This is a genomic window from Aquimarina algicola (assembly GCF_006443095.1).
Classification (GTDB): domain Bacteria; phylum Bacteroidota; class Bacteroidia; order Flavobacteriales; family Flavobacteriaceae; genus Aquimarina; species Aquimarina algicola.
Map to the genome: position 1 here is coordinate 246,387 of NZ_VFWZ01000003.1, position 21,855 is coordinate 268,241.

Annotated in this window: 18 protein-coding genes; 11 read left to right on the top strand and 7 right to left on the bottom strand. The window is 32.0% G+C overall.

The window, feature by feature from the left end:
- Positions 1-166: 166 nt before the first annotated feature.
- Positions 167-2,794 (bottom strand): DNA mismatch repair protein MutS, encoded by a 2,628-nt coding sequence (mutS, locus tag FHK87_RS11965; protein ID WP_140593141.1) that lies wholly within the window; start codon positions 2,792-2,794, stop codon positions 167-169.
- 219 nt (positions 2,795-3,013) lie between these two features.
- Between mutS and FHK87_RS11970 the strand changes: the two genes are divergently transcribed.
- Together FHK87_RS11970 and FHK87_RS11975 are read left to right on the top strand one after the other, a co-directional pair.
- Positions 3,014-3,547 carry an RNA methyltransferase gene (locus FHK87_RS11970; protein WP_140593143.1) on the top strand — a complete coding sequence of 178 codons (534 nt, stop codon included), beginning with the start codon at positions 3,014-3,016 and terminating at the stop codon, positions 3,545-3,547.
- A 193-nt stretch (positions 3,548-3,740) separates the two neighbouring features.
- Positions 3,741-4,430 (top strand): DKNYY domain-containing protein, encoded by a 690-nt coding sequence (locus FHK87_RS11975; RefSeq protein ID WP_226294216.1) that lies wholly within the window; start codon positions 3,741-3,743, stop codon positions 4,428-4,430.
- A gap of 156 nt (positions 4,431-4,586) precedes the next feature.
- Here FHK87_RS11975 and folK read toward each other — a convergent pair whose 3' ends face one another.
- Positions 4,587-5,711 carry a 2-amino-4-hydroxy-6-hydroxymethyldihydropteridine diphosphokinase gene (folK, locus tag FHK87_RS11980; protein WP_140593146.1) on the bottom strand — a complete coding sequence of 375 codons (1,125 nt, stop codon included), beginning with the start codon at positions 5,709-5,711 and terminating at the stop codon, positions 4,587-4,589.
- Between the two features lie 111 nt (positions 5,712-5,822).
- Here folK and FHK87_RS11985 point away from each other — a divergent pair, with 111 nt between their 5' ends.
- The 7 genes from FHK87_RS11985 to FHK87_RS12015 all read left to right on the top strand — a co-directional run bounded on the left by FHK87_RS11985 (position 5,823) and on the right by FHK87_RS12015 (position 14,479).
- Positions 5,823-6,530, top strand: a complete 708-nt coding sequence (locus tag FHK87_RS11985) for a queuosine precursor transporter (protein ID WP_394344922.1) — start codon at positions 5,823-5,825, stop codon at positions 6,528-6,530.
- 171 nt (positions 6,531-6,701) lie between these two features.
- Positions 6,702-9,344, top strand: a complete 2,643-nt coding sequence (locus FHK87_RS11990) for an AsmA family protein (protein ID WP_317133543.1) — start codon at positions 6,702-6,704, stop codon at positions 9,342-9,344.
- 111 nt (positions 9,345-9,455) lie between these two features.
- Positions 9,456-9,893, top strand: a complete 438-nt coding sequence (locus tag FHK87_RS11995) for a hypothetical protein (protein WP_140593148.1) — start codon at positions 9,456-9,458, stop codon at positions 9,891-9,893.
- 513 nt (positions 9,894-10,406) lie between these two features.
- Positions 10,407-11,684 carry a hypothetical protein gene (locus FHK87_RS12000; protein ID WP_140593151.1) on the top strand — a complete coding sequence of 426 codons (1,278 nt, stop codon included), beginning with the start codon at positions 10,407-10,409 and terminating at the stop codon, positions 11,682-11,684.
- Positions 11,685-11,735: 51 nt separating this feature from the next.
- A complete protein-coding gene (locus FHK87_RS12005) occupies positions 11,736-12,176 on the top strand; it encodes a hypothetical protein (RefSeq protein ID WP_140593153.1) in 441 nt (146 codons plus the stop codon).
- 127 nt (positions 12,177-12,303) lie between these two features.
- Positions 12,304-12,939: a LysE family transporter gene (locus tag FHK87_RS12010; RefSeq protein WP_140593156.1), complete on the top strand. Its 636-nt coding sequence runs from the start codon at positions 12,304-12,306 to the stop codon at positions 12,937-12,939.
- A 100-nt stretch (positions 12,940-13,039) separates the two neighbouring features.
- Entirely contained in the window at positions 13,040-14,479 is a 1,440-nt protein-coding gene (locus tag FHK87_RS12015) for a pyridoxal phosphate-dependent decarboxylase family protein (protein ID WP_140593159.1), read from the top strand.
- A gap of 13 nt (positions 14,480-14,492) precedes the next feature.
- Here FHK87_RS12015 and FHK87_RS12020 read toward each other — a convergent pair whose 3' ends face one another.
- A complete protein-coding gene (locus FHK87_RS12020) occupies positions 14,493-15,287 on the bottom strand; it encodes a DUF2797 domain-containing protein (RefSeq protein WP_140593161.1) in 795 nt (264 codons plus the stop codon).
- 120 nt (positions 15,288-15,407) lie between these two features.
- Between FHK87_RS12020 and FHK87_RS12025 the strand changes: the two genes are divergently transcribed.
- Positions 15,408-16,940, top strand: coding sequence for a GH3 auxin-responsive promoter family protein (locus FHK87_RS12025; RefSeq protein ID WP_140593164.1), 1,533 nt, complete (start codon positions 15,408-15,410; stop codon positions 16,938-16,940).
- A gap of 191 nt (positions 16,941-17,131) precedes the next feature.
- A complete protein-coding gene (locus FHK87_RS12030) occupies positions 17,132-17,455 on the top strand; it encodes a hypothetical protein (RefSeq protein WP_140593166.1) in 324 nt (107 codons plus the stop codon).
- A 109-nt stretch (positions 17,456-17,564) separates the two neighbouring features.
- Here the strand turns inward: FHK87_RS12030 and clpX are convergent, their stop codons facing one another.
- From clpX to FHK87_RS12050, 4 genes are all read right to left on the bottom strand, one after another.
- A complete protein-coding gene (gene clpX / locus FHK87_RS12035; RefSeq protein ID WP_140593169.1) occupies positions 17,565-18,797 on the bottom strand; it encodes an ATP-dependent Clp protease ATP-binding subunit ClpX in 1,233 nt (410 codons plus the stop codon).
- A 214-nt stretch (positions 18,798-19,011) separates the two neighbouring features.
- Positions 19,012-19,686 carry an ATP-dependent Clp endopeptidase proteolytic subunit ClpP gene (gene clpP, locus FHK87_RS12040; protein WP_140593171.1) on the bottom strand — a complete coding sequence of 225 codons (675 nt, stop codon included), beginning with the start codon at positions 19,684-19,686 and terminating at the stop codon, positions 19,012-19,014.
- 100 nt (positions 19,687-19,786) lie between these two features.
- The gene (gene tig / locus FHK87_RS12045) at positions 19,787-21,109 is read right to left on the bottom strand and encodes a trigger factor (protein ID WP_140593174.1); all 1,323 of its coding nucleotides are present in this window, start codon (positions 21,107-21,109) and stop codon (positions 19,787-19,789) included.
- Between the two features lie 96 nt (positions 21,110-21,205).
- Positions 21,206-21,553: a phage holin family protein gene (locus tag FHK87_RS12050; protein WP_140593177.1), complete on the bottom strand. Its 348-nt coding sequence runs from the start codon at positions 21,551-21,553 to the stop codon at positions 21,206-21,208.
- Positions 21,554-21,855: the final 302 nt, after the last annotated feature.

Here is a 21,855-nt window from a genome sequence, read left to right on the forward strand (position 1 = left end):
TCTTGATTGCGGATGCAAATTTAATACAATTCTAGTAATAGCAAAGCCTTTTTTCAAAAAAGAATTAAAATTTATGCTAACTAACACGCTTTCAAAAGTATAAAAATTTCTTTTTTTACTTGATTCTATAGTAGCGACTCCAAAATGTATCAAGAACTAATCTTTATTAAACCTGAGGGGCTTTTTTTCTGGTCAACATCCTTTTGATCTCATTAAGTTTCATTAATGCCTCTACCGGAGTAAGGGTATCAATATCAATATGCAGGATTTCTTCTTTGATTTCTTCGAGCAATGGATCATCTAGGTTAAAGAAACTCAACTGCATCTCATCATCATCTTGCATTTTTTTGATCTTATCGGTGAGCTCTTCGCTACTATGTGATTTTTCTAATTTTTTGAGCATTTTATTAGCTCTATGCAGCACTTGTTGAGGCATTCCTGCCATTTTGGCCACATGAATCCCAAAACTATGTTCGCTACCGCCAGGAACGAGTTTACGTAAAAAAAGAACATTATCTTTTAGTTCTTTGACGGATACATTATAATTTTTGATACGGTCAAAGGTTTCACACATCTCATTTAACTCATGATAATGTGTAGCAAAAAGGGTTTTGGGTTTTGCAGGATGCTCATGCAAAAATTCACTGATTGCCCATGCTATAGAGATTCCATCATAGGTACTGGTTCCTCTTCCTATTTCGTCTAATAATACAAGACTACGATCAGAAATATTATTCAAAATACTGGCTGTCTCGTTCATTTCTACCATAAATGTAGACTCTCCCATAGAAATATTATCACTCGCTCCTACTCTGGTAAAAATTTTGTCAACAACTCCTATTTGAGCTTCTGCAGCAGGGACAAAGCACCCCATTTGTGCTAATAATACGATTAGGGCTGTTTGTCTCAAAATAGCAGATTTACCACTCATATTAGGTCCTGTAATCATAATCATCTGCTGGTCCTCTCTATTCAATAGAACATCATTGGCAATATATTGTTCTCCCGGGGGTAGTTGTTTTTCTATTACCGGATGCCTACCTTCTTTAATCTTTAACTCATGCGATTCATCTACAACGGGTAGTACATATTGATGTTCTGTAGCCAATTGTGCAAAAGAACACAGACAGTCTAACTGACCTATTAAAGATGCATTGAGCTGAACGGGTTTGATATATTCATTCATCCAAATCACCAGATCATTAAATAATTGTTGTTCTAATGCCAATATCTTTTCTTCTGCCCCCAGAATCTTTGCTTCATACTCTTTAAGCTCTTCTGTAATATATCGTTCTGCACTGACCAAAGTTTGTTTTCGAATCCAAGTATCCGGCACTTTGTCTTTGTGCGTATTTCTAACTTCTATATAATATCCAAAAACATTATTAGACGCTATTTTCAAAGAGGTTATTCCTGTAGCTTCTGTTTCGCGCTCCAGCATTTTATCCAGATAATCTTTTCCGGAGTACGCAATAGCACGTAGCTCGTCTAATTCATCGAGATACCCTTCTGCAATCGTATTTCCTTTTAATACATTCACGGGCGCATCTTCATTAAGAGTTTCTTTAATCTTATTGCGAAGTACTTCACAATCGTTCAAAGTATCTCCTATTTTCTTTAGCGCTTCATTATCACTTTGAGAAGCCTGTGCTTTTATAGGCACAATAGCTTCTAGCGAGTTTTTGAGTTGCACTACCTCTCGGGGATTGACTTTGCCTGTTGCGATTTTAGAAATAAGTCGTTCAATATCACCGATATGTTTGATTTGCTGTTGAATTTTCTGATGCAATGCTGTTTGCTCAAGAAAATATTGAACAACTTGGTGTCGTTGTTGAATCGCCGATACATTTTTAAGTGGTAATGCCAACCATCTTTTTAGCATTCGTCCTCCCATAGGAGAAATTGTTTTATCAATAACATCCAGAAGCGTCACTGCATTATTGGCATTGGCATGATACAATTCGAGATTGCGAATCGTAAAACGATCCATCCAAATATATTGATCTTCGGCAATACGTTGTATCGAAGTGATGTGCTGTAGCTTGTGATGTTGGGTTTCGTTAAGGTAATGAAGTACAACCCCTGCTGCAATGATACCTTCTGATAAATGATCTACACCAAAACCTTTTAAAGAATTGGTTTCAAAATGTTTATATAATGTTTCATGAGCGTAATCTTCTTTAAACACCCAATCTTCCAGAAAAAAAGAATGATAATCTTCTCCGAAATCCTGATAGAAAGCTTGCTTTTTAGGTTTGGTAACAAGTACCTCACTTGGTGCAAAATTTTGCATCAGTTTGTCAATATGTTCTGCATTACCTTGAGCGGTTAGAAACTCTCCTGTAGACACATCCAAAAATGCAATACCTATCTCTTTTTTACCATAATGCAATGCACATAAAAAATTGTTGGTTTTACTTTGTAATACCTCATCATTAAGTGCTACTCCGGGAGTAACTAATTCTGTAACGCCACGTTTTACAATTGTCTTGGTTTGCTTGGGATCTTCAAGTTGATCGCATATGGCTACACGTTCTCCTGCTTTTACCAGTTTTGGGAGGTATGTATTCAATGAATGGTGCGGAAAACCTGCCAAAGCTGTCTCGTGCTCGCTTCCATTTCCTCTCTTGGTCAGAACAATATTAAGAATAGCAGCTGTTTTTATGGCATCTTTTCCAAAAGTCTCATAAAAATCTCCAACTCTAAATAATAATAAAGCATCTGGATATTTTGCTTTAATTGCATTATATTGTTTCATCAAAGGGGTTACCTTTTTACCGCTCTTTCCTGCCATTCAAACCTTTATTTTAGTAATGTTGCTAAAGTAGTTATTCTACTATTCTTTTAGAAAAATCAACTTTACGAGTTATTCATTTTTATTCACAATTCACTATGAAGTATGCGGTACATATTTTTGATACGAATATGATACTATCGATAAAAAGAAAATTATACTTTTGGTTAAAAATTTGAGTACTCCCATCAAACAACAAAAAATACTACACACTTGAAAATGAATAGAAAACTTAAAAATAGTGAACTGGTTCGCAAAACAGTAGACGAATTTAAAGCTTCAGAAAAAACACCCTTAATTATTATTCTAGACAACATACGAAGCCTAAATAATATTGGTTCGGTTTTTAGAACTGCAGATGCATTTTTAATCAAAAAGATATACCTATGTGGGATTACGGCAACTCCTCCTCATAAAGATATCCAAAAGACTGCTTTGGGAGCAACGGATACTGTAGATTGGGAGCACAAAAAAGATACTTTGGCATTAGTTCAAGAACTAAAAGAAAAAAATGTTACTGTTTTATCGATCGAGCAGGCAGAAAACGCTGTAATGCTCGATGATTTTGAACCTAAAAAAAATCAAACGTATGCGATTATTTTTGGTAATGAAGTAAAAGGAGTGCAACAAGATGTTGTTTCAGAAAGTGATCAGGTTATCGAGATTCCTCAGTTTGGCAGCAAGCATTCTCTTAATATTTCTGTAAGTACGGGAGTTGTAGTATGGGATCTGTTCTGTAAACTTAATCGTTAACTAGCTCCTTATTTTTTTGTTCTCGCATCTAAAAGAATATATACAAATCGTTCAAAACACTTTGTTTGTTAATCATCTGATATTACCTTCACTCTAAAACCTGTTGAATTAAAATAAAATCTAGTGACAGGGCAAAAGATTTTTGGTTAACTTAGAATACAAAAGTCACTGAAAATAACTTTAAAACAATCTAATGAAATTTTTTTATGCTTTTTTAATAGTAATGACGATTATACTAGGTTGCAAAAAAGAATCAAAGCAAAAAGAAGAACCTTCACAAACAAGTATTGTTGAAAAAACCACTAATGAGGAAATAACCAATACTAGTGAAACAGATAGAACCAAAAGATTAACGAAATACAAAAATAGAGTTGACAGCATTAATAAACTTTTAGACTGGAAAAAGACTAAATCTATACTCTGGAAATCTAAAACCGGAGATTTGGGTTTCAAGACACAAGGCGGAATGGAAGATGTTATTGTAGAGGTTTATATTAAATACTTATCTGATGGAAGACCTTTGGTCGAAGTCATTCACTTGCCTACATTCAAATACTTAGGAAGTTCTTTTTATAAAGACAAAAATCATATTTATACGTTCTACTCAATGGCTGGTGGCGGAAAAATATGGATAGTTGACAATGCTGATATAAAAACATTCAAAGTTATAGGAGGTTGTTATGCAAAAGACAAAAACTACATTTTTGGAGAAAGAGCTATGAAAATGGACGCTGTGGATTACAAAACATTTAAAACTTGTAACGATTGCGGGTGTTATGCAAAAGATAAAAATGGGTACTATTTCTGGGATAGCAAAATTGATATCAATGACATTACACACCAAGAAACTTTGGCAATCATAGAAAAGCTAAAAAAAATGTAATTCTTAGTGGTTATATAAGAAGTAATGAGGGTTTGAATTAATAATTGTTTTTACTTTTTAAAAAAATGAAGCAAAAAAATGGTTTCTCTAGAAAGAATACCATTTTATTCATTAGTTAAATAAATTCCATCTTATTTAAAGCTCAAAAGCTCCACATCAATTGATCTCTTTAAGTATAGAAATATAATCTTCTCTATTGGCAACAAAATCTTTGGTCGACACATCTATAATTTTCACCTCAAATTCTTTTTGCGCTTTCATGAATTGCAAATATCCTTTATTAATCTTTTCTAGATATTCGGGTGGTATTTTCTGCTCATATGTTCTACCTCTTTTCTTTATATTTTCAAGAAGCCGTTCTGTATTCTGATACAGATATACATACAATCCTGGTTTCGTTAAATTACGATACATGAGATCAAACACTTTTTTGTAAAGCGTAAATTCATCTGGTTGCAAAGTAACTTTAGCAAAAATCAAAGATTTAAAAACATCATAATCACTCACCACAAAGTCTTTGAACAGGTCAAATTGAGCAATATCATCTTGTAACCGTTGGTAACGGTCTGCCAAAAAAGACATCTCCAATGGAAAAGCATAACGTTCCATATCTTCATAAAACTTTGGCAAAAACGGGTTATCTGCAAAACGTTCCAAAATCAACTTAGCATTGTATTCTTTTGCCATGTATTTTGCCAGACTTGTCTTACCTGCTCCGATATTACCTTCGATAGTAAGGTATTGATATTTTGATAAATGATATCTATCCTTAGGGTTAACTAATTGCGCTTCTAAAAGGGTTATAACAGACGTATCATTTGTTTGATTAAGCAATTCATTAACGGTTTGTTGTAATACAGGATGCATTATATCCCTTGCTATATTGGCTAAAGGTTGTAATACAAATTTCCTATCCTGCATTGCCGGGTGCGGAACAGTTAATATTGAAGTTTCAATCACCTCATCAGAAGACAATATAATATCTAGATCGATAGTTCTCGCCTCGTATCCTTCTGTAGAAGTTCGATTTCTTCCTAATTGCGTTTCAATCTTTAATAATTTATCGAGAACAACCGCTTCGGTTTCATAAGTATCAATTGCAATACATGCATTATAAAAATCATCACTATCAAATCCCCATGCTGGTGTCTGATAAATACTAGAAATAGAAACCACATCACCTATAGAAATGTATATCTCATCAACTGCTTTTTGCAATAATGCCAACCTGTCTCCTTTGTTACTTCCTAATGAAATGTGTATGCTTCGAGATGTTTTCAATATAAGTTTTTATTTTTTCTGAAAAGAACTCCTTATTTTTAGGGGCAAATTAAAGAAAACAAAACTACTTCGCCTTATTTTTGGAGAACGTATTTTTAATTATTATTTATTTTGAAAGAAATTTCTTTGCGCCTAAAAGATAAACGTTTTGCTTACCGAATATATCTCATTCTTGGTGCATTGTTTATATCATCACTTGTTGCCTCAAATCTTATTTTTCAAAAGTTTTTTTACTGGGACTTTTTTGGAGTGTATACATTTGAAATTTCAGTAGGCATTTTACCGTATCCTATTACATTTTTAATCACGGATATTATTAGTGAAATATTTGGTAAGAAAAAAGCCAATCAGATTGTTACAGCAGGTATTTTTGCCTCTTTCTTTTCGCTATTAATTATCTATACAGCATCTTCTGTACCTGCAACTTCATGGTCACCAATTGACGATGATACTTTTGACACTGTTTTTGGAGCCACAGCCATTGCTGTTTTTGCATCTATGATTGCATATCTTTTTGCTCAATATATAGATATTCAGATTTTTCATTTCTGGAAACGTTTAACAAAAGGAAAACATTTATGGCTTCGTAATAATTTTTCTACTTTCTCTTCTCAATTTATAGACACTGCAACAGTACTTTTACTACTATGCGCTACAAATGTTATTGCCTGGGATCGTTTTACCACACTGCTGATTAATGGTTTTTTATTTAAAGTACTGGTCGCAGCACTAGATACGCCTATATTATATATAGCTGTATATGCATTAAGAAAAAGATTTTCATTAAAGTCTAGTGATGAGGTCGAACTTGATATCTAATCTTGTGTATTCGCATTCAAAACAGAATAACTTCAACATAGCAAACAAGACATAACCTTTCACTTTTTTTAACGATTTTTACGCTTCAAATTCAATAAAATCTAACAAATAGTTAACTAAAAAAGTGATATTTTATATCTGCAAATTATTATTTTGCCCAAAAGCCTTAAAATGATGAAAAAAGCCCTTAAAATCTTAGGTATAGTGTTTTTACTTTTTATTGTAGCGGTAATCTCTATTCCGTTTTTATTCAAAGACACTATCAAAGATAAAGTAAGATACATAGTGAATGAACATGTAAATGCTAAAGTTGATTTTGCAGATTTAGATATTAGTTTACTTCGAAGTTTCCCGCAAGCATCTGTGGTAATCGACGAGTTCTCGATTATTAATAATGCTCCGTTTGAGGGTGATACCTTAGCATATGCTAAAAAAATTGCTTTGGACATGTCTATAAAAGAACTCTTTAAAACTGCAAAAGATGAAATAAGCGTTCAAAAAGTAATTATAGACGAGGCTAATATTGCAGTAAAAACAGATGTTTCTGGAAACTCTAATATAGACATAGCTAAAGAAACAAAAGAAACCTCTGAGCCCGAACCCAAAGAAGAGGAAGGTGTTTTTACTTTTGCTTTAGAACACTACGAAATCAATAATAGTAAAATTCTGTACAAAGATGATGTGAGCGAGATATTTTTAGAAATGACAGCACTCAACCATAGTGGAGATGGTTCTGTTTCTGGACAAAAAGTATTGTTAGATACAAAAACCAATACTGGTGCATCTTTTGGAATGGGAGATACAAAGTATTTAAACAACAACAAGCTTCAACTTGATGCACAAATAGAATTAGATCTAGAAAACCAAAAATATACATTCAAAGAAAACAAAGCACTTATCAATCGTTTACCGCTTGAGTTTGCCGGTTTTGTACAATTATTTGATGATTACACAGACATAGACCTCAATTTCAAAACACCAACTTCGGATTTTAAAAACTTTTTGGCGATCATTCCCGAAGTATATGCCAAAAATCTTGATGGTGTCACAACCAGTGGTGATTTTTCTATCGATGGTATGATCAAAGGTCGATCAGACGATACATATATCCCAAAAATGGATATCAAAATATTATCTCACAATGCTTCTTTCAAATATCCTGATCTCCCAAAAGGAGTTAGCAATATAAACATCGACACCAATATTAAAAATGAAACCGGTAGAGTTGATGACACTTATGTAAAAATCGGTAATTTAACCTTCAAAATAGATCAAGATGCATTTGCCGCCAAAGGAAGTTTAAAGAATCTTACCAAAAATATGATTGTAGATATGATCATAAAAGGTTCATTAAATCTTGCAAATCTAGACAAAGCATACCCATTAGAATTAGAACAGGAGCTTAATGGAATCGTAAAAGCAGATATCAATACGCATTTTGATATGCAATCTTTAGAAAAAGAACAGTATCAAAATATCAAAACATCTGGTACTGTCAACATTAGTAAATTCACCTACGCTTCTCCTGATGTTCCTAATGAAATCAAAATAGAAAGTGCAAACGTTAATTTCAACCCGCAAACTATCGTATTAGATAAAATGACAGCAACAACAGGGAGATCTGATATTTCTGCAACAGGAACAATTAATAACTTGATGGGCTTTTTGTTTGCAAAACAAGACTTAAAAGGAAATTTTGATGTAAACTCAAATGTTTTTGCTGTAGATGATTTTATGGTTAGTAGTGAAGAAGATGAAGAAGAACAAACTAAAGATGAAATTGCTAAAACCGCTACAGAAGATGAAACCATGAGGATTCCTTCATTTATAGACGCTACACTAAATTTTGATACTAAAAAAGTATTTTATGACAACCTTGAACTTAATAACACCAAAGGAACTGTCGTTATAAAAGAAGAAACAGCATATTTAAAGAATGTCACTTCTTCTATTTTTGATGGAAATATTGCTCTTAATGGTAATGTTTCTACAAAAGAAAAGGCACCTACTTTTGATATGGCATTAGACTTGAGTAAGATCGATATTACAAAATCATTCAATGATCTGGATTTAATCAAGGGATTAGCTCCAATTGCCAAAGCTTTGACCGGTGACCTCTCTTCACAAATAAAATTAAACGGTAATTTGAATGAAAACCTCACTCCTATTCTGACGTCTTTAAAAGGTAATGCACTTGCAGAGATTTTAAATGCGCAAGTATCTACTACCAAAACTCCCTTTTTGGCAAATCTAGACAGTAAACTCAATTTTATCAACATTGATCAACTTAACTTGAAGGATATCAAAACAAATCTGAGTTTTGATGATGGTCAAATCAATGTAAAACCCTTTGAATTTGATGTAGAAGGGATTAAGGTAAAAGCAGGAGGTAGTCATAGCTTTGATCAAAATATGAAATATGATATTAATCTTCAGGTACCTGCCAAATATCTTGGCGACGAAGTTGGTAGCCTTATGTCTCAACTTAACGATCAGGAAGCAAATACAATGACGGTTGGCTTACCGATTGGGATATCAGGAAATTTTGCAAATCCAAAAATTAATTTGAATGCAGGAGATGCTGTAAAAGAGCTTACACAACAACTCATAAGCAAACAAAAAAACAAACTAAAAGGAGAAATCGTTGGCAAAGGCGAAGAAGCGCTTACAAAACTATTGGGAGGGTCTAAAACACCATCAGACTCTTCAAAAACCAAGCAAAATAGCACAGAAGAATCAATAAAAAATACTGCAAAAAACATCCTTGGAGGATTCCTTAACAGAAAAAAGAAAAAGGATACTGTAAAAAATTAAAAAGACTATTCAAATATTTTTGATATTTAATCTTAAAATACAAGTATGAGATGAAGGGATTTACGTATCAAAATATTAAATTTGAAAATACTTACTAAAATTTATACACGAATGAGACTATTCTTTATTGCAATCGTAACACTTCTGATGTTACAACAAAATTATGCTCAAACTCAAAAAAACGTTTTTTTTAATGAGAAAGCACTAATTAATAAGTTCCATACCATTAATCAACTTAAAAATCTAAAAAAAGGAGAACTTATAACCTTGTATACAGAACGTGTAACAGAAATCGTAACAGTACTCCCATACTTATCCTTAACTAATGAAGCTAACATCAAGCTTTCTGATATCGGAATTAAAGAGAATTCTGACCATTTAAAAACGTTGAATAAACATCATATCGCAACAGAGCAAGCAATAGAAAGCAACAGCAATCTAATTACTGAATTTATCCCTTATGCAGATACAGAAAAAATTATCTGGGCCATCTTATATTTTGAAGAAGTTATTAAAAAAATAAGAATCGGGTACGACAACAATTTTTAATACAACATACCGATTTTGCATTATAAATAGAGAAGATAATAAACATTAATTCTCTATTCTAAATCTTAAAAATCTTTTAGTAATTCTTTTTGCTAAAAGATTTTTTTTATTGCAAGTATTGAAAAAAATAAACCTGTAAAGATCAAAATATACCAGATATCTACTTTTACTTTTTAACAATCAATATTAGAATTAATATTTAATTAACATTAAGTTAAAAAAAGTAAATTTTCAGCACTTTCTTTCTGCATTCAATCGATTCTAACAACTCTGACAGATACTCATCGCAAGATTAGACAATTACATATATACCAACAATATTTGCTATAATTTGAAAAATAAAATGTAAGAATAATACTCATAATATTATTGTAATAAATGTAATTATGACGTTAAACTTACAAATTTTGCGGTAAACGCGTAACCAACTTTCTATAAACTGTTATATCTTAGCTTCGCAAAATTGGAAGAAAGAAAATTCTTCCAAATTGTTGAACCCCCAAAATAATAACTATGAAAAAAAGATATTTTCTCATTGCGTGTATCTCGTGTTTCTTGTTTTCTTCATTTATAGCTAAAGCTCAAAATTTTAATGCCAATGATTTAGATTGGACAGAAGATTGGACTAATTTTTCTCCTAACAGAACAAATTACCCAGAAGCAGAAGAAAAACTTCCAAATATCATCGACACTCATACATTTCTCACAAATGATGTTGTCTACTTAATATCTGGTGATGTTTACGTAACAAACAATGCTTCTTTAACTATTCAAGAAGGTACCGTGGTAAGATGCGATTATGAAAACCCTGCCAATCTTATTATTACCAAAGGTTCTAAATTGATTGCTGCGGGATCAAAAGCCAGTCCGATTGTTTTTACATCTGCCAAGCCTCCAAAATCCAGAAATAGTGGTGACTGGGGTGGTATTATTATTGCAGGTTCTGCAACAGTAAATACAGTATCCGGTGGTGGTTCTATCGATGGTGATTTTTTACCACAATATTCGGTTTATGGAGGTAATTATGATGAAGAAGAAACAACTGTATTACGTTACGTAAGAATAGAATACCCAGGTAATCAAACCAAAAGAAAACAAGGTATAAATGGTTTATCATTATATGCATTAGGCACTTCTTCTATTATTGAAGATGTAATGGTTAGTTATGCCGGAAAAGATTCATATGACATACATGGAGGAAAAAATAATTTAAAAAACTTAATTTCTTACAAAGCTGTTGATGATGATTACCAAGTTGCTGAAGGATTTAGAGGGACATTTAATCAAATTATGGCAGTTCGTCATCCTTATATCAATAGTCCACAAGGTTCTTATGCTTTAGAAGTTGATGGTTATAACAAACAAACCGGATACATAAGACCTAACTTTACTACAGATGTAACTATTACTAATGCTACATTTGTAAATTTATCAGACAAATCTAATTACCAGCATACCACAGCAGCTATATCCATAAAGCACTCTGGTACCGCTTATGTAAATAATTCTAAAATTTCTGGTTTTTCTGATATTGTAAAATTCGACAATACATATACTTCTTTGGCTATCATGAAAAAGGCTTTTATGATGGATAATAGCTTTTTTAACATTCATGGAACAGGTGTAGAAATCGAAAATACTGCGATAAAAGGCACCCAAGATATATTAAAGTACAACAGGTTTACAAAAGATTTTGTATCTGTTAATGATTTATTCAATGATCCCCAAAACAAAGTGTCCCCGAGATTTAATTTAAAACAATCTCTGAATAACTATATGGTAATGCAATAGCAGAAACCATATAGTTATTTTTAAATGGTTAATTAATCAAAAACCGATAACATGTTAAAGATACTATCAAGCTTTATTTTTTTGATTTTAACAAATATGATTATAGCTCAAAAAACTAATGAAGCTGTATTTTTCACAAAAAACAATCTAATTAAAAGGTTTCATACTATAAATGATCTGGAAAACTTAAAAAAAGGAGATTTAATTAAGTTATACCAAGAACGTGTAGAAGAAATTGTTATCGCGCTTCCGTTATTATCATTAACAAATGAAGCTGGATTGCGACTAAGTGATCTTGGGATCAAAGAAGATTCTAAACACCTTAAGGTATTAAAGAATAATACCGAAACAACAAGAGAAAGCCTAGAAGTTATTAATAAAACTATAGAAGAACTAGTAGCCTATGCTGACACAGAAAAAATCATATGGGCAATTCTATATTATGAAGAAGTTATAAAAAAAATGAGACTTGGCTCTAGTGGAAATTTTTAAACCCCTCAATCTATTCACATATACTCAATGATATAAAAGTGGTTGTAACAACCACTTTTATTTTTTTACACACTTAGTAAGATTATCGAATCAATTACAACTAATACATTAAGATAACAGAAGTGATATGATTTTATTTTACTTATTATTAGGAGTAATAACCGCGATAGTTGGAGCATTACCTCTTGGCGCAGTTAATATTGCCGTTATTAATTCTTCAATAAAAGAAAACATAAAAGGTGCAGCTCAAATAGCACTCGCTGCCGGAATTGGTGAAATCCTATTGGCTCTTTTTGCTTTACATTGTAGTATTGAGCTCGTTGATTTCTTTGAGCAACATATTTGGATTCAAACAGTTTTTATTATTTGTTTTTTTGTTGCAGGATTATATTATTTCTTTATCAAAAGCAAAAGCGCAGCTAAAAATAAAACTATTGTTGCCAAAAAAACTTCACGCTCTAAATATATTTTAGGATTCTCGTTGGCAGTGCTTAACCCCCCTGTAATCATATATTGGATCCTAGCCATTTCTATGGTAAACAAATACATATTTAAACTCACAATCCAAAATTCTTTAATATCATTATCCCTTTTTTTCTTGGGTATTTATATAGGAAAAATAAGTACTTTGTACGTTTATGGAAGATGGGGGAATAAAATTGCCAAAAAATCAAGTAATTCAACTAATAAACTATCTAGGCTAATCGGAGTTGTTTTAGTCATTATTTCGATTTTCCAAAGTGTTAATGTTTTTCTTTCCTAATTAAATAAGATTTCAATACTATTTTTTAATTCTTTTATACATGTATTTTATCTGACTCTGTGTTATTTTTGTAGCATAAAGAAGGTAAAAAGTATAAAAAATGGAGAAGCCTGATCATTCATTAGAGTTGTCAAGAGAAGAAATGAAACAGTATGGATACAAAATTATCGATCATATTGTAGATCATTTTGAAACCCAAGACACAAAGAAACCGGTTACCATTGCATCTAGAGAAGAAATGGATTCTTTATTAACAGAAGAAATCCCTAATGAGCCTACTGCTGCAAATCAGGTTTTGGATTTTGTGATGCAACATGTAATCCCAAATAGTAACATCGTATCACATGCTAAATCATTTTCTTTTGTACCTGGGCCTAGCAACTATATCAGTGCTATGGCAGATACTATCGCAACAGGATTTAATATATTCTCCGGTGGCTGGGCAGCATCTCCTGCAGCAGCCGAGTTAGAAATCGTAACCATGAACTGGATGTTAGAAGTTTTTGGATTTCCGACAAAAAATGGAGGAGGCATTTTTACCAGTGGTGGATCAATGGCTAATCTTACAGCTTTGGTAACTGCAAGAAGAATAAAATGCGGTCAAGATTTTTCTAAAGCAACAATTTATCTTTCAGATCAAGCACATTCTTCAAACATCAAAGCCATAAAAGTAATTGGTTTCAAAAAAGAGCAAATTCGCATCATACCTACAGACATTGAATTTAAGTTATCCTTGAATAAGCTTAAAAATGCTATTGCCAAAGACCGCCTCGAGGGACTACAACCTTTTTGTATGATTGCTTCTGCCGGAACCACCAATACAGGAACAGTAGACCCTTTGAATGAAATTGCAGATATATGTAAAGAAGAAGATTTATGGTTTCATATCGATGGAGCTTATGGAGCAGCAGCGATGCTAAGTAATAAAAAACCACTTTTAAAAGGTATTGAACGAGCTGATTCTCTTACTATGGATCCTCATAAATGGTTTTTTCAACCTTATGAAATAGGATGCTTATTGGTCAAAGATCATAATTGGCTGAGTAGCACTTTTACCGAAAAACCCGAATACCTTAGAGATGTTGAGGGTAATGAATCTGAAATTAATTTTTATGATCATGGAGTTCAATTAACACGCAGGTTTCGCGCACTCAAATTCTACATGTCTTTAAAAACATTTGGACTCAACACCTTCAAAAAAGCAATACAATACAATATCGATCTTGCTGAACAAACAGAAGCGATACTGAGAAAAAGTAGAAACTGGGAGATCGTATCACCAGCAACCTTAGCAATAATAAACTTTAGATTTAACCCAATTGATCGCAACTTAAATGAAAAAGAGTTAGATCTGATCAATCAAAATATTTCTAACAAGATTGTATTTTCGAGAGAAGCGCTTTTAGTAACTACTGTACTACAAGGTCAAATCGTCCTGAGAATGTGCCTTATAAACCCAAGAACCACCATACAAGATATTCAAAATACCTTAGAAAAATGTGAGATCTATGGCAATGAAGAACTAAAAGTTAAAGTATAAACATTTTCTTTGCTTAAAGAATAGAAAGCTTCACTACGTAGCCTTCACTATTTCTTACATTAAAAACGGTATTATCTTCAAAAATAAGATACTGCCCCTTGATACCTTTTAAGACTCCTGAAAAATGAGGTGTTTTCTCTAGGTTAAGACTTTTTAATTTTTCAGGATATTGTAATACAGGAAAATTGAGTTCGGTTTCCTTATTATTCTCTATAAAATACTCCTGAACTTCTTCTGGAAGAAATTCTCTAAGTGCATTTTTATGCTCAATCAAGTCTTGATCTACAACATCATTCTTCAGCATATTACGCCAATTTGTTTTATCAGACACCCTTTCTTTGAGGGCAACTTCAGTTATCCCTGCCAGGTATCTATTAGGCACCTCAACAATTTCTATTGCTTCATGAGCACCTTGATCTATCCATCTGGTTGGTACTTGAGATTTTCTGGTAACCCCTACTTTTACATTACTGGAATTCGCCAAGTAAACAATATGAGGTTGTAATTGTGCTTTTTTCTCATATTCTAAATCTCTATCCTCTATATCCAAATGTGCAGTACTCAATTCTGGTCTCATTACCCAATCACCCACTTTTGCACTACTATAAAAATCATCATAACAATATCCCTGTCTAAAAATCTTTTTATTCTTACCACAAGACAAACATTGATACCCAACAAATTCAATATCAATTTTTTTATCTAATAATTGATTTACATGAATAAAATCAGAGTCAAAAACCAAAAAATATTGAATCGGTTCACCTACCTCTGTTTGCATTTTAGTTAGTACGCCTTGATATTGCATAAAATTGTGTTATAAAATAATCAGATATGAAGAATGTGATTATTTTTATTATTTTAGTTTTCTGTTGATTATGATCAAAGATAACATAACCATTATTTCTGGATAAATATACATCAAAAAATGCCAATCCCATTAGTTAATTCTATAGCCAGCTGGTTTTTGAAAAAACGTATTCATCAGATGGAACTTTTTATTAAGTATCCAAATGAAGTTCAGCTCGAACTATTACACATATTGTTAGATACTGCTAAAAATACAGAATTTGGAAAGACTTATGATTTTGCTAGTATCAACAATTACGAAACGTTTAAAGAAAGAATTCCTGTTCGATCATATGAAGACTATGAGCCTATGATCGAAAGAAGTCGATTAGGGGAGCATAATATTTTTTGGCCAACTCCAATCAAATGGTTCGCAAAATCCAGCGGGACTACAAATGCAAAAAGTAAATTCATTCCTGTAAGTCAAGAATCGCTAGAAGACTGTCATTTTGCTGCAGGAAAAGACCTTTTGTGCATGTATCTTAACAATAACGAAAATGCAAAACTGTTTACAGGAAAAAGCCTTAGACTAGGAGGAAGTAAAGAATTGTACAAAGAAAATGGCACTTCTTTTGGTGATCTTTCTGCTATTATTATCGACAATATGCCATTTTGGGCCGAGTTTAGCTCTACACCGGGCAATGAAATATCATTAATGAGCGACTGGGAGTATAAAATGAAGGCAATTGTAAATGAGACAATACAAGAGAATGTTACAAGTTTGGCAGGTGTACCTTCATGGATGCTGGTATTGTTAAATCAAGTTTTAGAAACCACAGGAAATGATCATCTGTTTGATATCTGGAACAATCTAGAAGTCTATTTTCATGGTGGCGTAAGTTTTGAACCTTACAAAGAACAATACCGTAAAATATTACCGAGAACATCCTTCAAATATTATGAGATATACAATGCCTCTGAAGGCTTTTTTGCTATACAAGATCGCAATAATTCTTCTGAGTTATTACTGATGCTGGATTATGGTATATTTTACGAGTTTATCCCTATGGATACTTATGGAACAGAAAATGAAACTATAATTCCTTTAAGTGAAGTTACTGTAGGAAAAAATTATGCAATTATTATTACTACAAATGCTGGATTATGGAGATATAAGATCGGAGATACAGTACGTTTTACTTCTCTTAATCCTTACAAAATAAAAATATCAGGACGAACCAAGCACCATATAAATGTTTTTGGAGAAGAATTGATTATTGAAAATGCAGAAGAAGCGCTGAAACAAACAATAAAAGCAACTAATTGCGAAATTGTAGATTATACTGTAGCTCCTATCTTTATGGAAAATCGTAAAAAAGGAGCTCATGAATGGATTATTGAATTTAAAACATACCCCAACAACATCGAAGAATTCACCAAAATTCTTGATCTAAACCTACAAGAAGTAAACAGTGATTATGAAGCAAAAAGATACAACAACACTACCTTAAATATGCTACAAATAAGAGTAGCAAGGCCAAATTTATTTTACGATTGGTTAAAAAGCAACAATAAATTGGGTGGACAACACAAGATTCCTCGATTATCGAATAAGAGAAATTATGTAGACGAACTTATTGCGCTAAATACAATAAACTCTTATTCTTCTTAATTTTTTTAAGATTTTTTTTACGGTTTAACCGTAAAAAACCTATGTAAGAATTGCTTTTTTTATGTTAAAAAACAGTATTTCATCGACTCAAAAAAGCACTTAATCTAAAAGTTATAAAATCATTTTTTGGGTATTGTTTTTCATACTAAATTTGTAATCAGATAGTTATAAAATCACTAAAGTCCCAAAGTATGAAAAGTGTAATTTTTTGTTTCTTCTTATTTGTGTTTGCAGGAATCAATGCTCAGGAGATTAAATCTGAAGACAATACTGTTAACTCTAATACAACAATTGTTAACAGTAAACAAACGAATAAATCTATTCCATGTAATAAGTCTTTAGAAAATGATGTTTGTTTGGCTGAACAGTCAAAATTTCATTTTTACAAAGCGCTTATTCGTCAAAATAATTTAGAAGAAGAACTTTCTTCAAACAAAAAGAGTATAAAAGTAGCATTAAAAAGTACTGAAGATATCATAAAAAAGAATAAGAACCGAGTATCTTATTCTGAATAAAAAGTTTTTATAAGGGTAACATATCGTCAGCAAAAAGGCATCTTGATTATGAATCAAGATGCTTTTTTAATTTTATAAACTAAAATGATACTTTCTATACTATCAGTTTTTACGAAACTGCTTTTAATTTTTTAATGGTAGACTTATTCAATTTCTTTTCGGCATAATCTTTTGTCACTCTAAAATCGGTTTCTTCGCTTTCGGGTAACTCATACATTGCATCTGTCAAAATAGCTTCACAAAGCGATCTCAACCCTCTTGCTCCAAGCTTATATTCCATCGCTTTTTCTACTATATAATCAAGTGCTCCATCTGTGATAGAAAAAGCTATATTATCCATCTCGAACAGCTTAGTATATTGTTTTATAATTGCATTTTTAGGAGCTGTAAGAATAGATCTTAGCGTTTCTTCATCAAGAGGGTTCATATATGACAATACAGGAAGTCTTCCTATAATCTCAGGTATTAGACCAAACTCTTTTAAATCTTTTGGAATAATGTATTGTAATAGATTATCCTTTTCTATTGCATCTTCGCTTTTAGAGGCACTATATCCAACTGCTTGCATATTCAAACGCTTTTGAATGATTTTTTCGATTCCATCGAATGCTCCTCCCGCAATGAACAAAATATTTTCTGTATTTACCTCTATGAACTTTTGATCAGGATGTTTTCTACCTCCTTTTGGCGGAACATTAACAACAGTACCTTCTAAAAGTTTTAAAAGAGCCTGCTGTACTCCTTCTCCAGAGACATCTCTTGTAATACTAGGATTATCACTTTTACGAGCTATTTTATCTATTTCATCAATAAAAACAATACCTCTTTGTGCCTTTTCCAAATTATAGTCTGCCGCTTGTAATAAACGAGTTAAAATACTCTCTACATCTTCTCCTACATAACCTGCCTCTGTCAAAACCGTTGCATCTACGATTGCCAAAGGTACGTTAAGCATCTTTGCGATTGTTTTAGCCATTAAGGTTTTACCGGTACCCGTTTGCCCTACCATAATGATATTACTTTTTTGTATTTCTATATCATCATCGGTATTAGGCTGCAGTAAACGTTTATAATGATTATAGACTGCTACAGACATGATTTTCTTTGTAAAATCTTGTCCGATCACATACTCATCCAAGAATTTCTTGATAGCCATCGGCTTGCGTAGCATTAATTCACTACTAAGTTCTCCGGTTTCTTCATCCTTGGCTTCTTCGACTACAATTCCATGTGCCTGTATAATACATCTATCACAAATATGAGCATCAAGTCCAGCTATAAGCAAATTAGTTTCGGGTTTTTTTCTCCCGCAAAAAGAGCATTCTAAATCTTCTTTCGCCATCGTTTTTATTTAATTTCTTCCTGAAAATATAAGGTAAATAAATATATCTTCACATTTATGCTAAAACCTTTAAAAGGAATATTCTATTTTTATAAGTATTATTCATTTCTAAAGTATGCGTTTGATAAGACACATATCAAAAAAGCAACTTACAAAATGAATCTATATATTAAACAAATTAGAGGGAAAAATTCCTCCCTCTAATTTGTTTTTTTTATTCTCTTGATAAAATTTCATCTATCATTCCATACTCTAATGCCTTATCAGCCTTCATCCAGTAATCTCTATCACTATCTTCATAAACCTTTTCATAAGACTGTCCTGAATGTTTAGAAATGATTTTATATAATTCTTCTTTCAGTATTAGAATCTCTCTAGCAGTAATTTCTATATCACTAGCCTGACCTTGTGCACCTCCTAATGGTTGATGAATCATAACTCGGCTATGAGGAAGTCCTGAACGTTTTCCTTTTTCTCCTGCACACAATAAAACAGCTCCCATAGAAGCCGCCATACCCGTACAAATTGTTGCTACATCAGGCTTAATAAATTGCATAGTATCATAGATACCTAAACCTGCATATACACTACCTCCAGGAGAATTTATATATATCTGAATATCTTTTGAAGAATCTACACTTTCTAAAAATAATAATTGAGCTTGTACTATATTAGCTACATGATCATTAATCCCGGTTCCTAAAAAGATAATACGATCCATCATCAATCTAGAAAAAACATCAAAAATAGCAATATTCATTTGACGTTCTTCTATAATATTTGGAGTCATCCCGACCGGATACATACTACTTATAATATCATTGTAATAATTGCTATTAATACCGTGGTGCTTAGTCGCATATTTTTCGAATTCTTTGCCGTAATCCATATTTGTATTCTGAGATTTAGTGATAAAAAAAGCGTTAATCTAATTATAGTTTAACGCTTTAAATATAAGTATAAATTCCTTAGTAAATTGACATCAATTACTATTTGTAAACTTCTTTTATAAATTCGTCAAAACTTAATTCTTTTACTTTAAGTTTAACATTTTCTTTAAAGTAATTAAGTAATTTTTTACTCATTAATTGTTCAGAAATTCTCTTAACTTCATCTTGATTTGATAAAATTCTTGCAGCTATATCTTCTAACTCTTTATCTTCTGGCGAGTTTTGTCCGAATTGAGCCATCTGCGCTTTGATTAGGTCTTTTGCAAAGTCTTTTAATTCGTCAAAAGTTACTTGAAGTTCATTATCACTAATCAGTTTACCTTCTATCAATTGATAACGTAGTCCTTTTTCGCTTTTTTCGAATTCATCCTTTGCTTCATCTACTGTAAGAGGCTTCTCTCCTGTTGCTTGAATCCACTTTTGAAGAAACTCAACAGGAAGATCAAATTTTGTATTTTCTAAAGCACTTTCTGTTACATCATTAAGAAGTTGTTGATCAGACTGCTGCTCGAATTGCTTTTCTGCATCACCCTTGATTCTTTCTTTTAATTCGGTAACTGTTTTTACGATATCAGGTCCGTATAACTTATCAAACAACTCTTTATCAAGATCTGCTAATTCTTGTTTATTTATCTCTGTAATTGTAAAAACAACTTCGATATCTAAGTCATTAGCACTATCGTTATCTATTTTTAGCGCACTAACTAAATCATGATTATCAGCAAATAAACCTTTAGTTTTCAGCTTAATCTCATCTCCTACTTTAGAACCTAAAAATTTATCAAGATTTCTTTTTCCCTTGATTTTATCTAAAGAAACTGTATAGTTGTTATCTATTTCTTTCTCTTCATTTTTAAAAGTACCTGCCACTAGAAACTCTTGTTCTACAGTTTCTTGAGGAACAAGTTTACCATATTGTTTTTGGATAGTATTGATCTGATTATCGATCATCTCATCATTTGCAACTATCTTATAATGGGTAATTGATTTCTTACCTGTAAGCTTTACTTCGAATTTTGGCGCTAAACCAAGTTCAAATTCGAAAGAGTAATCATCACTATCCCAATTAAAACCTTCTTTTTCTTTAGGTAGTGGATTCCCAAGAACATCAAGTTTTTCTTCGGTAAGATATTTGTTTAGTGCATCTTGCAACAACTTATTAACCTCATCTACCAAAACAGCTTTTCCATATTGCTTTTTTACCAATCCCATTGGTACATGACCTTTTCTAAATCCAGGGATGTTAGCATTTTTACGATAATCTTTAAGTATTTTTTCTACTTTATCGTTGTAATCAGCCTTAGCAATATCTACAGTTACTACAGCATTTAATTCGTCTAGTTGCTCTTTTGAAATATTCATTATCTCTTCGTTTACTACTAAAAATTGGGATGCAAAAGTAACACTTTTTTAAATCACAACAAATTTTTAACTCCTTGAAAAACAGTAAACGTCTTATTATTTTTTATCCTTCTTTATAAAAGAATGCAATATCGATTCAAAAATAGATAATAAAATACTGAAAATTAAAGCCCAGAGCCATCCACTTACATTGAATCCTGCAATAAAATAATCTGCTAATAATATGATTGAAGCATTGATCACCAATAAAAAAAGCCCCAGAGTTATTATTGTAACAGGAAGCGTAAGAACAACCAATATTGGTTTTACAATACTATTTAAAACTGCAATAACCAAAGCAACGACAAAAGCGCTTAGATAATTGTTCACAGTTACTCCCGGAAGAATCTCAGCTAATAATAATACTGCTATGGTACTTAAAATTAATTTTAGAAGAAATTTCATAATACCAAAGATAAATCTTAATCAGTAAAATAAAAAAAAGGCTGTCCAAAAAGATTTAGGTAATCTTCTTAAAACAGCTTCTTCTTAATGATCAAAATACTATATCGGTACAACTCTACAGTATTCAAACTTACTATTTGGCTTTATATCATCAAAACATGTAAGGATCTTGACAAAACAATGGAATACAATGAGTTGGAAATCTCTCAAACAAGTAGCAACAACTAGAATCATCACATATAAAATCAAGAGTTGGGCAATCTTGTGAGAATCCACCATTAATTTGTTTTTGAGCTTCTTTG

Coding starts and splice junctions, on each gene's coding strand:
- mutS (WP_140593141.1), bottom strand. CDS start 2,794: ATGGCAGGAAAGAGCGGTAAAAAGGTAACCCCTTTGATGAAACAATAT.
- FHK87_RS11970 (WP_140593143.1), top strand. CDS start 3,014: ATGAATAGAAAACTTAAAAATAGTGAACTGGTTCGCAAAACAGTAGAC.
- FHK87_RS11975 (WP_226294216.1), top strand. CDS start 3,741: ATGAAATTTTTTTATGCTTTTTTAATAGTAATGACGATTATACTAGGT.
- FHK87_RS11990 (WP_317133543.1), top strand. CDS start 6,702: ATGATGAAAAAAGCCCTTAAAATCTTAGGTATAGTGTTTTTACTTTTT.
- FHK87_RS11995 (WP_140593148.1), top strand. CDS start 9,456: ATGAGACTATTCTTTATTGCAATCGTAACACTTCTGATGTTACAACAA.
- FHK87_RS12000 (WP_140593151.1), top strand. CDS start 10,407: ATGAAAAAAAGATATTTTCTCATTGCGTGTATCTCGTGTTTCTTGTTT.
- FHK87_RS12005 (WP_140593153.1), top strand. CDS start 11,736: ATGTTAAAGATACTATCAAGCTTTATTTTTTTGATTTTAACAAATATG.
- FHK87_RS12010 (WP_140593156.1), top strand. CDS start 12,304: ATGATTTTATTTTACTTATTATTAGGAGTAATAACCGCGATAGTTGGA.
- FHK87_RS12015 (WP_140593159.1), top strand. CDS start 13,040: ATGGAGAAGCCTGATCATTCATTAGAGTTGTCAAGAGAAGAAATGAAA.
- FHK87_RS12020 (WP_140593161.1), bottom strand. CDS start 15,287: ATGCAATATCAAGGCGTACTAACTAAAATGCAAACAGAGGTAGGTGAA.
- FHK87_RS12025 (WP_140593164.1), top strand. CDS start 15,408: ATGCCAATCCCATTAGTTAATTCTATAGCCAGCTGGTTTTTGAAAAAA.
- FHK87_RS12030 (WP_140593166.1), top strand. CDS start 17,132: ATGAAAAGTGTAATTTTTTGTTTCTTCTTATTTGTGTTTGCAGGAATC.
- clpX (WP_140593169.1), bottom strand. CDS start 18,797: ATGGCGAAAGAAGATTTAGAATGCTCTTTTTGCGGGAGAAAAAAACCC.
- clpP (WP_140593171.1), bottom strand. CDS start 19,686: ATGGATTACGGCAAAGAATTCGAAAAATATGCGACTAAGCACCACGGT.
- tig (WP_140593174.1), bottom strand. CDS start 21,109: ATGAATATTTCAAAAGAGCAACTAGACGAATTAAATGCTGTAGTAACT.
- FHK87_RS12050 (WP_140593177.1), bottom strand. CDS start 21,553: ATGAAATTTCTTCTAAAATTAATTTTAAGTACCATAGCAGTATTATTA.